The sequence below is a fragment of the Citrobacter sp. Cpo012 genome (assembly GCF_030333015.1).
In the GTDB taxonomy this organism is placed as follows: Bacteria; Pseudomonadota; Gammaproteobacteria; order Enterobacterales; family Enterobacteriaceae; genus Citrobacter; species Citrobacter portucalensis.
In genome coordinates this window covers 358,226-371,489 of the sequence record NZ_JAOWGR010000036.1, presented here as the reverse complement: position 1 = coordinate 371,489, position 13,264 = coordinate 358,226, and the positions used below count along the sequence as shown (strand labels likewise).

Sequence of the window (13,264 nt, the reverse complement as noted above, 5' to 3'; positions counted from 1 at the left end):
CGGCACGTAGCGCAGCCTGGTAGCGCACCGTCATGGGGTGTCGGGGGTCGGAGGTTCAAATCCTCTCGTGCCGACCAAAAATCCCCAAAAAAACCAACCCTTGTGGTTGGTTTTTTTATGTCTGCGATTCCGCATTCCTGAGTTTTACAGCAGCCTTCAGCACAGGTTTTACTACTTACCCATGCACAAATTGGGGTAAAATTCATCCTCTCATCAGCGCGATGAATCTGGACGATTGATGCGCTGAAAACAATAATGATACTAATAAAAGCTCAGGAGAATAGTATGCCTGAAGTAACGCCTTTTCGGGTGCTGATTGTCGACGACCACCCACTCATGCGGCGGGGAATTAGTCAATTATTGCAACTGGATCCCGCATTTGACGTAGTCGCTGAAGCAGGCGACGGCGCAAGTGCTATCGATCTGGCAAACCGTCTGGACCTTGATGTGATCCTGCTGGATCTCAATATGAAAGGTATGAGCGGGCTGGACACCCTGAATGCGCTGCGTCGGGACGGCGTCACCGCGCAAATTATTATTCTTACCGTATCGGATGCCGCCAGCGATGTGTACGCCTTAATTGATGCCGGCGCGGATGGTTATTTACTGAAAGATAGCGATCCCGAAGTCTTGCTGGAAGCCATTCGTAACGGCGCAAAAGGTGGTAAAGCGTTTAGCGCTCGTGTTAGCGAATATCTGCGCGAACGTGACCTGTTTGGTGCGCAGGAAGATCCATTCAGCATTCTCACCGAACGCGAGCTGGATGTGTTACACGAGCTGGCTCAGGGGCTGTCGAATAAACAGATTGCGTCGGTACTGAATATTTCCGAACAGACGGTGAAGGTGCATATTCGTAACCTGCTGCGCAAACTCAACGTGCGTTCTCGCGTTGCTGCCACCATCCTGTTTTTGCAAACACGCGGCATGCAGTAATCAATGAGATGCCGGATGGCGACGCAACAGCGTCTTATCCGGCCTACAAAGCACGCACAGGCCCGAAAGCAGCATGCCTTCGGGCAATCTGGACTCTTACTTCTCCTGCGGCGTTAGCTGCTCCATCGCCTGCTTAATGCTGCGTTCTATCACCGCCCGACGGGTATCATTGGCCGGTAATAATTTCAGCATCATCTCCCATGCCGCAACCGCCTCACCAAAGCGCTGCTGTTCAAAAGCGTTAAACGCGTACATGCTGAGAACCCGCACGTTGGCATGTTCACCGCGCACCAGCTGGCGTAACAGCTCCCCTCCCCTGCGATTATCGTCAGGATCGGATGAACGGGTCAGTGCTTCCGCATAACCCAGCGCCGCATCGCTGTTTTTAGGATCCAGTCGATAGGCATTGGCATAGGCTTCAGTGGCCGTACTGGCGTTACCGAGTACCATGCCAATACGCCCAAGCATGATCCAACCTTCAACGTTTGTAGGATCGGCTTGTAAACGCGTGCGCAGCCCCAGCGCCAGACGTGTCATATCTTCTTCATTGAGCGGGTCAGCTTTCGGATCCAACGCGCGTTCCAGCAGCGCCGGAGCCTGAGCGGTGGCCTGCTGCCAGACCTGAACCTGCTTATAGCTGCCGGTTTCATAATAGCTCACCGCGCCAACGATCAGCGCCACCACGATGCCGGGCACAAACAACCCAAATCCACCGCGCTTGCCATCCGGGATAACGTCGTCAGGAAACTCTTCAAGCTTCACCCGGACGCGTCGGCGAGTACGGGCAAAAATAATCCAGCCGCCCAAACCAATCGCTACCACCGGCATCACCCACAAAAGCACAGTAAGCGGCGTCAACGGCGGATCGTAGGTGACAAAGTTGCCGTAGCGCGCCACCATATAATCGACAATTTCTTTCTGGCTTTTCCCTTCCTGCATCAGTTCGTACACTTTCTGGCGCAGGTCGGTGGCAATCATCGAGTTAGAATCGGCGATACTGTTGTTCTGACATTTAGGACAGCGCAGCTGTTCGGTAAGCTGACGGAACTGCTGCTCCTGCGCTTCATCCTTAAACTGCATCACATCGATGGTCGCCAGCGCAGATCCCGAGATAACCAGCATCAGCAGGCCCAGTAAAAATCTCATTGCGCAGCCTCCTTACTGTACTTATCCCACAACGGTTTGATCTCGCTCTCCCACACCCTGGCATTCAAATCACCGGCATGGCGATAGCGAATAATACCTTTACCGTCGATCAGGAACGTTTCCGGCGCGCCGTACACGCCAAGATCCAGACCGAGCATACCGTCGCCGTCAAACAGGCTTAATGAGTAAGGATTGCCCAGCTCTTTCAGCCAGACAATGGCTTTCTGACGATCGTCTTTATAGTTCAGACCCACCACCCGCACGCCTTGTGCAGATAGCTGGTTCAGATACTGATGTTCGGCGCGACAGGTCGGGCACCAGGTCGCCCAGACGTTCAGCAGTACCGGTTTGCCCTGGGTCAGCACATCGGCCTGATAATGCTGACCCGGATTCTCCAGCGACTCCAGGCGAAATGTCGGAACGGGTTTGCCGATCAGCGCCGATTCCAGATTCGTGGGATCGTCTCCCTGAGCGTTACGCGCCAGCTGCCACAGCAGCGCCGCTGCAATGATCAGAAAAATAATAAACGGAATTAACAGTGCGTTGCGCTTCATACAGCCTCCGACGCATTTTTTTGCACCGCGGCGCGAGGACGCGTGCGCTGACGATAGCGTGGATCAAACAGGCAGAACAATCCGCCCAGCGCCATCAGCAATCCTCCGGCCCAAATCCAGCGAATAAACGGTTTGTAGTACAGACGCACAGCCCATGCGCCGTTATCCAGTTCTTCACCCAGCGCGGCGTACAGATCGCGCGTGAGCCCGCCGTCAATTGCCGCTTCGGTCATCATCGAACTGGTGCTGTTATAGAAGCGTTTTTCCGCATGCAGCGTGGCTTCCGGTTTACCATCTCGGGTAACGCCAATAATGGCGACACCACCGCGGTAGTTAGGTCCGGTAATATCTTTCACTTCGCGGAACGTGAACTGATAGTTATGGATACTGACGCTATCACCTGCTTTCATGCGCACATCGCGTTCAACGCTGTAGTTCTGGCTAAAGGCAATACCGACAATAGTTATCGCCAGCCCAACGTGGCCCGACACCATGCCCCAATAGCTTGGTGTTAATTTCGTTCCGCGGGAAACACGCAGGAATGCTTCGGACATCGCCAGCACGAATATCCAGCATGCCATCGCCAGCCCTACCACCGTCATAGCGGCAATGCGATCCTCAAACAACCACGGCAGCAGCAGCGACAGAACAAGCGTGGTGACAAACGCGATAATCAGTAACGTTTTCAGTTTACGCGGTCGGTCACGGCCCCAGCGCACTAATGGCCCAATTCCCAGCAACAGCGCGAACGGCGCCATCAGCCAGGTAAACATGGTGTTGAAGAACGGTTCACCAATCGAAATACTGCCCAGACCCAGCTGTTTGTGCACCAGCGGCAGCAGCGTGCCCAAGAGCACCACCAGCATGGCGGCAATCAGCAGAACGTTGTTGCCCAACAGCAGAGATTCACGCGACCACAGCGCGTTGTTCACCCGTGAGCGGACCTTGTGACCGCGCACCGCAAACAGCAGCAGGGAGCCGCCAATCACCAATACCATAAAGGCCAGAATAAACATCCCGCGCGACGGATCGGAGGCGAAGGCATGCACCGATACCAGCACGCCGGAGCGTACCAGGAAAGTACCCAATAGGCACAGCGAGAATGCGCAGATTGACAGCAGCAGCGTCCAGGCTTTAAAGCTGGCACGCTGTTCGGTTACCGACAGCGAGTGCATCAGCGCCGTTCCCACCAGCCATGGCATAAACGAGGCGTTCTCAACCGGATCCCAGAACCACCAACCGCCCCAGCCCAGCTCGTAATAGGCCCAGGCCGAACCGAGTACAATACCCAGCGTCAGGAACACCCATGCCGCCAGCGTCCACGGACGCGAAAAACGGGCGAAGGTACTGTCCAGTCGTCCGCTCATCAGCGCGGCAATCGCAAACGCGAAGGCCACGGAGAAGCCGACATACCCCATGTACAGCAACGGCGGATGGAAAATCAGCCCCGGATCCTGCAATAGCGGGTTCAGATCGCGCCCTTCAATAGGGAAGTTGGGCAACGTACGGGCAAACGGGTTGGAGGTAAACAGAATAAACAGCAGAAAGCCAACGCTTACCATCCCCATCACCGCCAGCACGCGGGCAACGATGTCCAGCGGCATACGCTGGCTGAACGCCGCAACGGCGAACGTCCAGCCGCTCATCAGCAGCACCCATAGCAACAGCGAGCCTTCATGAGCCCCCCAGGTTGCCGCGACCCGATACCAGACCGGAAGCTGGGTATTGGAGTTGCTGGCAACGTAGGTGACAGTAAAGTCATTAACCACGAAGGCGTTGACCAGAATCAGGAACGCCCCCATCACGCAGATAAAAAGAACCCAGGCAAAAGGCCGCGCGGAGGCCATCATTCGCACGTCGCCGCGCGCTACGCCCCACAGCGGATAGACTGACAGTAGTAACGCCACGCCGAGCGCAAGGCACAACAGCGCATTGCCAATTTCAGGCATCATGACGTTTTATCCTTATAAACACTTTCCGGGCGACGATGGTTTTCCTGCATCGCTTTTTCGACTTCCGGCGGGGTGTAATTCTCATCATGTTTGGCAAGAACCTCTTTGGCCTGCACATGATTTCCTTCGTTCAGTTCGCCCTGAACAACAACACCCTGCCCTTCGCGGAACAGATCCGGCAGAATGCCTTCGTAGGTGACATCCACCACACCTTCGGCGTCATAGATACTGAAATTCACCTTCAACGACTGCGGATCGCGCTTTACGCTACCGGGCATCACCATTCCGCCCACGCGCAGGCGCTGACCGACTTCGGGCATCTGCTGCGTTTCGCGCTTACCGTAGAGTATCTCTCCCGGCGTATAGAACAGGTCAATATTAGAACGCAGCGCATAAAGCACCAGCGTAATGGTCAATGCCAGACCCGCCAGTACCGCACAGGCTATCCATAACCGATTTTTACGTCGAATATTCACGCCGCCTCCCGTTGCACTTGCGCCGCACGCATACGCGCTTCTCTCGCCCGCTGCTGCGCCACACCGCGTAAAATTGCGCGATGTTGTAACGCGGAATGCAGTACCAGCACCACCAGCGGGATAACGCTCATCGCTACGGCAAGCCAGACATACAAGGCGTAGCCGCCCATCGCGAAAAAATCACTCCATGATGCAAATGCAGGGGTCATTGGCGGCCTCTTTTTAAGATCAGTTCGCTCACCCACGGGCGGCGTTTTTCCATCATCAAAATCAGGTTACGCATGCGCATCAGCGCCAGCGTGACAAACAGTAACAGGTAGCCGACGATCGCCAGACGCAGCGGCGTACGCATCGCCGGATCGATGCTTTGCTGCATGCGGGTAGAACCCTGATGCAGCGTATTCCACCACTCAACCGAGTAGTGGATAATCGGTAAGTTGACCACGCCAATCAGCACCAGAATACCGGCGGCACGACCTGCCAGACGGCGGTCGTCAAAGGCATGCCACAGCGCAATGGCGCCCACGTAGAGAAACAGCAGCACCAGTTCAGAGGTGAGTCGGGCATCCCAGACCCACCAGGTTCCCCACATCGGTTTGCCCCATGCGGAGCCGGTCACCAGCGCAATAAAGGTAAACACTGCACCAATCGGCGCCATCGCAGCCAGCGCCAGATTGGCCATTTTCATCTGCCAGACCAGGCCGATAAACGCGGCAACGGCCATCGAGGCATAAATGCCCATCGACCAGATTGCCGCCGGAACGTGCAGATAAATAATGCGATAGCTCTGCCCCTGCTGATAGTCCGCAGGCGCAAAACCAAAGCCCCAGACCCATCCCGTTATCAGTACCACCGCGCTGGCAATCGCCAGCCACGGGATAAACCAGCCACAGATCTGATAGAGCCGAGGGGGCATCGCCAATTGATGAAGTGTTTTCCACATAGTTCAGTCACCAGACTCCATAAATTAAAATCCGTTGTGCCAGAGCACCTTGCCCGGCCTACACATCTAATTCTCGTTACTGCACGCTTATCCGTAACGCCGCAGCTGTGGCAAACGGGCTTAACGTGGCGCTGCCGACCAGCAACGCGCCCAGAATTGCCATGTACCCTTCAACCGGTAAGTGCATAGAAGCCGCATCCATCGCGGCGGTTGCAAAAATCAGTAAGGGTATGGTGAGCGGGAGCACCAGCACGCTTAACAACACGCCGCCGCGCTTTAAACCCACCGTCAGCCCCACACCCGGCGCACCGAGGAAGCCCAGCGTCGGCGTTCCGAGTAACAACGTCAGCGCCATAATTTTCCAGCTGTACATATCCATGCCCAGCAGCAGCGCCACTAGCGGCGAGAGAATCAACAGCGGCAGGCCGGTCACGACCCAGTGCGCCATCACTTTCGCCAGCACCACGGCCGGTAGCGGTAACGGCAGCAGCATCAGTTGCTCAAGGCTGCCGTCCTGCAGATCATCACGAAACAGGCGTTCCAGCGCCAGCAATGACGCCAGCAGCGCCGCAACCCAAATGATGCCCGGCGCAATGCGTGCCAGTAGCTGCGGTTCCGGCCCAATGCTCAGGGGGAACAGCGTAATAACAATCAGGAAGAACCATAAAGGATTGGCGATTTCCGCACTATGACGAAACGCAACTCGCAGTTCTAAACGGAAGATTCGCCACATCATTGCGTTGCCCTCTCGCTGGTCAGCGCAATACGTCGCACTTTATCGGTTTCGACATTGAGCGGTTGGTGGGTGGTGAGAATAACAATACCGCCCTGCTCCGTATGCTGCGCCATACGCTGAGTCAGTCGCTCAACGCCGTTCACATCAATGGCGGTAAAGGGTTCATCGAGGATCCACAGCCGGGCGCGGGTCAGCCACAAACGGGCCAGCGCCACGCGCCGCTGTTGTCCGGCGGAGAGCTGGTTCACCGGAATATCTTCATATCCGGCAAGTCCCGCCTGTGCCAGCGCAGCCAGACACTGTGCAATGTCGCCGTCATGATGGAAGAAACGCAGGTTCTCCAACGCCGAAAGCCGGGTTTTTATCCCCGGCTGATGTCCGATCCACAGCAGTTGCTGATGGTAGCTGTCCCGCACGTGATGCAGCGGCTGCTCTTGCCAGCAAACCTCCCCTGCATCGGGACGCGCCAGCCCGGTAAGCAACCGCAGCAGAGTAGTTTTCCCTGCGCCGTTGCTGCCGGTAATTTGTACCCATTCCCCTGCGTTGACGCGAAATGACAGATTGCTGAACAGTATTCTGTCATCTCGCTCGCAAAGTAATTCTCTGGCTTCAAGCATACCTGGTTATCTACATCCTGTTAAAAGCCCGGTTTGACTTCGCGCATATCAGGCAGTTTGTGCGCTATCCCTTTATGACAGTCAATACAGGTTTGCCCGTCTTTCACGGCCTGGTCGTGCATTTTGGCCGCAACGCCTTTCTGGGCGGTTAAATCCATAAACTCGAAGTTGTGACAGTTTCGGCACTCTTGCGAATTATTATCTTTCATACGCCGCCACTCATTTTGCGCCATCGTCAAACGATGGTCTTCAAATTTCTGCGGTGTATCTATCAGCCCCAGTGCTTTCGCGTACAGCTCTTTACTGGCCTTGATCTTACGAATCATTTTCGGGCCCCACTCATGCGGGACGTGGCAATCAGGGCAAGTCGCTCGCACACCACTGCGGTTGTTGTAGTGTACGGTTTCCATGTATTCCTGGTATACCGTATTGCGCATTTCGTGACAGCTAATGCAGAACTCTTCTGTATTGGCCTTTTCCATACCGGTATTAAAGCCGCCCCAGAAAATAATGCCGCCCACAAAGCCGATTAACAACAGCGTGCCGAGCGCCAGACGGCTGGGGCGACGCCACCATTGCCAGACGCGCTTAATCCAGCCTGGTTTACGGTTAGAATTTTCCATAATGACCTCTTATTTCCCGTAACCTTTCGAGGGGGTGAAGGTATTTTCAACAATCGGCGCGGCGTCAGCCTGCGGAACGTGACATTGCAGGCAGAAATAACGACGCGGCGCAACTTCAGCCAATACCTTGCCGTCGCTGTCCATAAAGTGCGTCGGACTGATGCGCGGCGCACCGGTAGTGCGATAGCTTTCCACACCGTGGCATTGCAGGCAGCGGTTAGTGTTAGTCGTCACCTGATACCCTTCAACGCTATGCGGAACCATCGGCGGCTGATTCACATAGTTCAGCGGCATGCGCTCTTGCTCTTTCGGCATGCGAATCGCCCCTTCCTGTGTTCCTGAGACTTCCGGTGACTGGCTCAGATCCACTCCATTTGCAGCCCAAACGGCCCCACTGACGACCAGGGCAAGCAGGGCCGTCCATTGACACAGCGTCTTAATCAGGTCATGGCTTTTCATGATTTCGCTCCCGAACTCCATCGTGTTGTTATTGTAAAAACATCCTCAGAACAGACATCCACGCAGCGACCGCAGGCCATGCAATCGCGGCTGGTTACCTGCACCGGACTTTGCTCATCCAGCACCGGCGCACGTAGCACATGCGGTTCCGGGCAAACATGAAAACAATCCATACAGCGGTTACATCTGTTACGTTCTTTTGCCGAAACGGTTAATGCCCCTTTGCTTCCCACCACGCTATACAGCGCACCCAGTGGGCAAAGATGCCCGCACCAGCCATGCTCAACGACCAGTAAATCAAATAAAAACAGCGCGAGGATCAGCAGCGCTCCGCTACCGAATCCCATTACCAGGCTCCGTCCAAGCAGAGAGACTGGATTTATCCACTCCCACAACAGCGTACCGGTCAGGGCGGAACCGACCAGGATAACCACCAGCAGGACGTACCGTATATGGCGCGGCAGGGTTGCGGACTGATTCAGGTCAAACCTTCTGCGCAACCAACTGGCTAAATCGGTAACCGGGTTCATGGGACAAACCCAACTGCAAAACAGTCGCTTACCGGCCAGGGCATACAGCACCGTGATGATAGCTGCTCCCGTTAACGCCACCGTCGCCGGCAGATGCCCGCTGGCCAGGCTTTGCAGAGTAATCAGCGGATCGGTGAACGGGATAGCGTCCAGCAACAGGCTGCTACTGTAGTTGCCATGCAGGATCCACACGCCAAGCCACGGGCCGCTGAGGAACATCGCCAGTATCAGAAACTGACTCAAACGACGCAGCAGCAGCCAGCGATGACTCTTCCACCACCCTTTTTTTGCCTGCGCTTCACGCCCCGCATCACGTTTACGATTTGCCATTGTTCCCCTCCAGCCAACCGAAGCGGTAATGGTGTCCTAACTCCCCTTTCGCCAGCGACAGCGGCAGCACTTTTATTGCTGGCTGTTCCAGTACGCAGACTTTTTCGCATTTCCCACAGCCGGTACAGGCATCGCTGTGCACGGTCGGAATAAACCGCGCATGCTTGCCGGTACGCATATTGCGGTCCAGCTCCAGGGTGATCGCCTCATCAATTTTCGGGCACTCGCGATAGCAAACGTCGCAGCGTAGTCCCTGATAGTTGAGGCAGTTTTCGTGATCCAGCAGTACCGCCAGCCCCATACGCGAATCGTCAATGGATTCAATTTCCCTGTCCAACGCGCCGCTCGGGCAGACTTTGGCACACGGAATGTCCTCACACATTTCGCAAGGAATATCACGGGCGACAAAATATGGCGTACCGGCCGCCAGCCCGGAGGCCAGCGTTGCCAGCTTCAGCGTGTCATAGGGACATGCCTGAACGCACTGACCGCAACGTACGCAGGCGCTGGCGAATGCCTCCTCGCTCAGTGCACCAGGCGGGCGCAACCGCACGCCGGTTGCGCGTGCGGTTTGTTGTTGCAACCCCAGCGCCACGCCAACGACGGCCAGCCCGCCCGCTGCGCGAACCATATCGCGCAGAAAGCGGCGGCGGCCATTTTGGGGTTTTGCTGACCGGGACATAACGCGTTACACCTTCGCCAGTTTCACGGCGCACTTCTTGAAATCCGTCTCTTTGGAGAGCGGATCCGTCGCATCCAGCGTCAGGTTATTCACCAGCTGTGCGGCATCGAAGAACGGCATGTACACCAGCCCCTGCGGCGGACGGTTACGACCGCGTGTTTCAACAATCGAAATCACTTCGCCACGACGGGAAATCACTTTGACCTTATCGCCACGGCGCAGATCGCGTGCTTTTGCATCCAGCGGGTGGATAAACAGCACGGCTTCCGGGAAAGCACGGTGTAGTTCAGGCACACGACGCGTCATACTGCCGGTATGCCAGTGTTCCAGCACACGTCCGGTAGACAGCCACAGGTCATATTCTTTATCCGGCGCTTCAGCAGCAGGCTCAAATGGCAGCGCGAAGATAACCGCTTTACCGTCCGGTTTACCGTAGAACTTGTAGCTTTCACCTGCTTTCACGTAAGGGTCGTTGCCTTCGCTGTAGCGCCACTGGGTCTCTTTACCCTCAACGACCGGCCAGCGTAAACCGCGCGCTTTGTGGTAATCGTCAAATGGCGCAAGATCGTGCCCGTGACCGCGGCCAAACCAGGCGTACTCTTCGAACAAGCCTTTTTGCAGATAGAAGCCCAGCTCGCGGGATTCATCGTTCAGTTGATCTTCAGCCAGTTCAGTCACTGGGAATTTCGTTACTGCTGGCGTAGCAAACAGCACGTCATACAGCGTTTTACCGCGCAGTTCCGGTTTTTGTGCCAGCAGCTCTTCCGGCCATACTTCTTCTGTTTTGAAGCGACGAGAGAACTGCACCAGTTGCCACAGATCCGATTTCGATTCGCCCGGCGCTTTAATTTGCTGACGCCAGAACTGTGTACGGCGTTCCGCGTTACCGTAGGCGCCTTCTTTCTCTACCCACATCGCGGTCGGCAGGATCAGGTCAGCCGACAGGGCGCTGATCGTCGGGTACGGATCGGAGACGATGATGAAGTTACGCGGATCACGCCAGCCCGGCATACGCTCTTCGTTGATGTTCGGACCGGCCTGCATGTTGTTAGTACACATCGCCCAGTAGACATTGAGCTTGCCATCTTTCAGCGCGCGGTCTTGCGCCACGGCGTGCAGACCAACTTTTGCCGGAATGGTCCCTGACGGAATATTCCAGTGCTTCTCACAGATATCGCGGTGTTTTTCGTTCGTTACCACCATGTCCGCAGGCAGACGGTGGGAGAACGTACCGACTTCACGCGCGGTGCCGCAGGCTGAAGGCTGGCCGGTCAGAGAGAACGGGCCGCAGCCTGGCTGGGAGATTTTTCCAGTCAGCAAGTGCAGGTTGTAGACCAGGTTGTTGGCCCACACGCCGCGGGTGTGCTGGTTAAAGCCCATCGTCCAGTAGGAGATGACTTTTTTCTTCGGATCGGCATACAGCTGCGCCAGCTGTTCCAGCTGATCTTTCGGTACGCCGGTCATTTCGGCGGTTTTATCCAGCGTGTACTCAGCAACGAAGGCTTTGTAATCCTCAAAGCTCATCGGTTCAGAAGCATCGGATCCCGGGTTTTTCGCCGCTTTTTCCAGCGGATGGGTTGGACGCAGACCGTAGCCGATGTCCGTCACGCCTTTACGCAGGTTAACGTGCTTGCTAAAGAAATCCTGGTTAATCGCATTGTTTTGAATGATGTAGTTCGCGATGTAGTTGAGGATCACCAGATCGGTTTGCGGCGTGAAGACCATACCGTTATCCGCCAGCTCAAAGCTGCGGTGCTGGAAGGTGGAGAGAACCGCAACGTTCACGTTAGGATCGGACAGACGACGGTTGGTGATGCGCGACCACAGGATCGGGTGCATCTCCGCCATATTCGCGCCCCACAAGACGAAGGCATCGGCATGTTCGATATCGTCATAGCAGCCCATCGGTTCATCCATACCGAAGGTACGCATAAAGCCGACTACCGCTGAGGCCATGCAGTGACGTGCGTTCGGGTCGATGTTATTGGAACGGAAACCCGCTTTAAACAATTTGGCAGCGGCATAACCTTCCCAAATCGTCCACTGGCCAGAGCCGAACATACCGATAGACTCAGGGCCTTTCTCTTTCATCGACGTTTTGAATTTCTCTTCCATCACGTCAAAGGCCTGGTCCCAGCTAATCGGGGTGAACTCGCCTTCTTTGTGATACTTGCCGTCTTTCATGCGCAGCATCGGCTGCGTTAAACGGTCTTTTCCGTACATGATTTTCGGCAGGAAGTAACCTTTGATGCAGTTGAGCCCACGGTTAACCGGCGCATCCGGATCGCCCTGGCATGCCACAACACGCCCTTGCTGCGTTCCGACCAATACGCCACAGCCCGTCCCGCAAAAACGGCACGGGGCTTTGTCCCATTTAATGGCTTCTTGCTGACCGACTACCGCGCGGGCAACGCCCGGCACGCTTAACCCGGCAGCCGCCGCAGCGGCCGCAACGGCGTTAGCTTTCATAAAGCTACGACGACTGAGTTTCATGGTGTTTCCTCACCTTGCTCATCCTGCTGGTGATAAACCAGCGACACCGCCAGTACGCCCGCAACGTTGCGTACTGACTCAATTGTTTTCATTAGCGTTTCACTTTGCTCAGCTTCCACCACCACAATCAACTGACCACTTTCCACATCGCTGAGTGCAACTTCGCAACCGGGAAAGGAACGCAACTGCGTGGCGATATCGTTGATATGCTGGCTTTTGGCCTGAACGACCAGGCTGCAGACCTGCCAGTTATTGTCCATGGTTGTACTCCGCGTTAATGGCTGATACCGGGCAGATAGCGACACAGGCGCCACATCCGTTACAGTCCTGATTGTCGAGCTGCGGCTGATAAATGCCGGACAGCGTGGGACGAAAGGTTATTGCCATGGGCTCACAGCTATCCTGACAGCGGTGACATTCAACGGACTGATGTGCGAGACAGTTTTCCCCAATCGTAAAATTCAGATCCCATGCCCTGGTGTGGCGCGGAAGAAAAAGTGATTCGGGACAGGCTTCTGCGCAGGCATAGCAAAAGCTGCACTCGCCGTGTTTGAAATTTACGCTCGGGTAACCACCCTGGCCTCGCTGCAGGATGTCGGTTTCGCACGCCTGAATGCAGGCGTCACAACGGAGGCAATGGGCCAGAAAGTGAGAGTCTTCCTTGCTCCACGGCGGACGGATCCCTGCGCTGGCGTTTCGCCAACTGCCTGTCAACATACCTCGACGGGATAAATCAACCATGACATTGTCCTTCCATAATGACGCCCTCCCTCGGCGGGTTGAACGACAT

16 protein-coding genes and 1 tRNA gene are annotated in these 13,264 nt (G+C 55.7%); 2 read left to right on the top strand and 15 right to left on the bottom strand.

Annotated features, from left to right (window positions below):
* Positions 1-77 (top strand) — tRNA-Pro (locus OGX90_RS08535).
* 208 nt (positions 78-285) lie between these two features.
* Complete coding sequence (gene narP / locus OGX90_RS08530; protein ID WP_003834605.1) at positions 286-933, top strand: nitrate/nitrite response regulator protein NarP; 648 nt, start codon at positions 286-288, stop codon at positions 931-933.
* A 96-nt stretch (positions 934-1,029) separates the two neighbouring features.
* On the opposite strand, the gene OGX90_RS08525 is transcribed toward narP, so the two are convergent.
* From OGX90_RS08525 to napF, 15 genes are all read right to left on the bottom strand, one after another.
* Positions 1,030-2,079 (bottom strand): cytochrome c-type biogenesis protein CcmH, encoded by a 1,050-nt coding sequence (locus OGX90_RS08525; protein ID WP_032944027.1) that lies wholly within the window; start codon positions 2,077-2,079, stop codon positions 1,030-1,032.
* Positions 2,076-2,633: a thiol:disulfide interchange protein DsbE gene (dsbE, locus tag OGX90_RS08520; protein WP_003834613.1), complete on the bottom strand. Its 558-nt coding sequence runs from the start codon at positions 2,631-2,633 to the stop codon at positions 2,076-2,078. The genes OGX90_RS08525 and dsbE overlap by 4 nt, the downstream gene beginning before the upstream one ends.
* Positions 2,630-4,585: a heme lyase CcmF/NrfE family subunit gene (locus OGX90_RS08515; RefSeq protein WP_204558305.1), complete on the bottom strand. Its 1,956-nt coding sequence runs from the start codon at positions 4,583-4,585 to the stop codon at positions 2,630-2,632. Before OGX90_RS08515 ends, dsbE begins: the two co-directional genes overlap by 4 nt.
* Positions 4,582-5,061: a cytochrome c maturation protein CcmE gene (gene ccmE, locus OGX90_RS08510; protein ID WP_016150677.1), complete on the bottom strand. Its 480-nt coding sequence runs from the start codon at positions 5,059-5,061 to the stop codon at positions 4,582-4,584. Before ccmE ends, OGX90_RS08515 begins: the two co-directional genes overlap by 4 nt.
* The gene (gene ccmD / locus OGX90_RS08505; protein WP_020996676.1) at positions 5,058-5,270 is read right to left on the bottom strand and encodes a heme exporter protein CcmD; all 213 of its coding nucleotides are present in this window, start codon (positions 5,268-5,270) and stop codon (positions 5,058-5,060) included. Before ccmD ends, ccmE begins: the two co-directional genes overlap by 4 nt.
* On the bottom strand, positions 5,267-6,004 hold the full coding sequence (locus OGX90_RS08500) for a heme ABC transporter permease (protein ID WP_003027538.1): 738 nt from the start codon (positions 6,002-6,004) through the stop codon (positions 5,267-5,269). The genes ccmD and OGX90_RS08500 overlap by 4 nt, the downstream gene beginning before the upstream one ends.
* Positions 6,005-6,080: 76 nt before the next feature.
* The gene (gene ccmB / locus OGX90_RS08495) at positions 6,081-6,740 is read right to left on the bottom strand and encodes a heme exporter protein CcmB (protein ID WP_048215891.1); all 660 of its coding nucleotides are present in this window, start codon (positions 6,738-6,740) and stop codon (positions 6,081-6,083) included.
* Positions 6,737-7,357, bottom strand: a complete 621-nt coding sequence (gene ccmA, locus OGX90_RS08490; protein WP_008785298.1) for a cytochrome c biogenesis heme-transporting ATPase CcmA — start codon at positions 7,355-7,357, stop codon at positions 6,737-6,739. Before ccmA ends, ccmB begins: the two co-directional genes overlap by 4 nt.
* A 20-nt stretch (positions 7,358-7,377) precedes the next feature.
* On the bottom strand, positions 7,378-7,980 hold the full coding sequence (gene napC, locus OGX90_RS08485; RefSeq protein WP_003027548.1) for a cytochrome c-type protein NapC: 603 nt from the start codon (positions 7,978-7,980) through the stop codon (positions 7,378-7,380).
* Positions 7,981-7,989: 9 nt separating this feature from the next.
* Positions 7,990-8,439 (bottom strand): nitrate reductase cytochrome c-type subunit, encoded by a 450-nt coding sequence (gene napB / locus OGX90_RS08480; RefSeq protein ID WP_003834627.1) that lies wholly within the window; start codon positions 8,437-8,439, stop codon positions 7,990-7,992.
* Positions 8,436-9,299, bottom strand: coding sequence for a quinol dehydrogenase ferredoxin subunit NapH (napH, locus tag OGX90_RS08475; RefSeq protein WP_003027552.1), 864 nt, complete (start codon positions 9,297-9,299; stop codon positions 8,436-8,438). Before napH ends, napB begins: the two co-directional genes overlap by 4 nt.
* Positions 9,286-9,981: a ferredoxin-type protein NapG gene (gene napG / locus OGX90_RS08470; protein ID WP_003834629.1), complete on the bottom strand. Its 696-nt coding sequence runs from the start codon at positions 9,979-9,981 to the stop codon at positions 9,286-9,288. The genes napH and napG overlap by 14 nt, the downstream gene beginning before the upstream one ends.
* Positions 9,982-9,987: 6 nt before the next feature.
* Entirely contained in the window at positions 9,988-12,474 is a 2,487-nt protein-coding gene (napA, locus tag OGX90_RS08465; protein ID WP_008785300.1) for a nitrate reductase catalytic subunit NapA, read from the bottom strand.
* A complete protein-coding gene (napD, locus tag OGX90_RS08460) occupies positions 12,471-12,734 on the bottom strand; it encodes a chaperone NapD (protein WP_003027560.1) in 264 nt (87 codons plus the stop codon). The genes napA and napD overlap by 4 nt, the downstream gene beginning before the upstream one ends.
* Positions 12,724-13,215: a ferredoxin-type protein NapF gene (gene napF / locus OGX90_RS08455; RefSeq protein ID WP_003027564.1), complete on the bottom strand. Its 492-nt coding sequence runs from the start codon at positions 13,213-13,215 to the stop codon at positions 12,724-12,726. The genes napD and napF overlap by 11 nt, the downstream gene beginning before the upstream one ends.
* Positions 13,216-13,264: the final 49 nt, after the last annotated feature.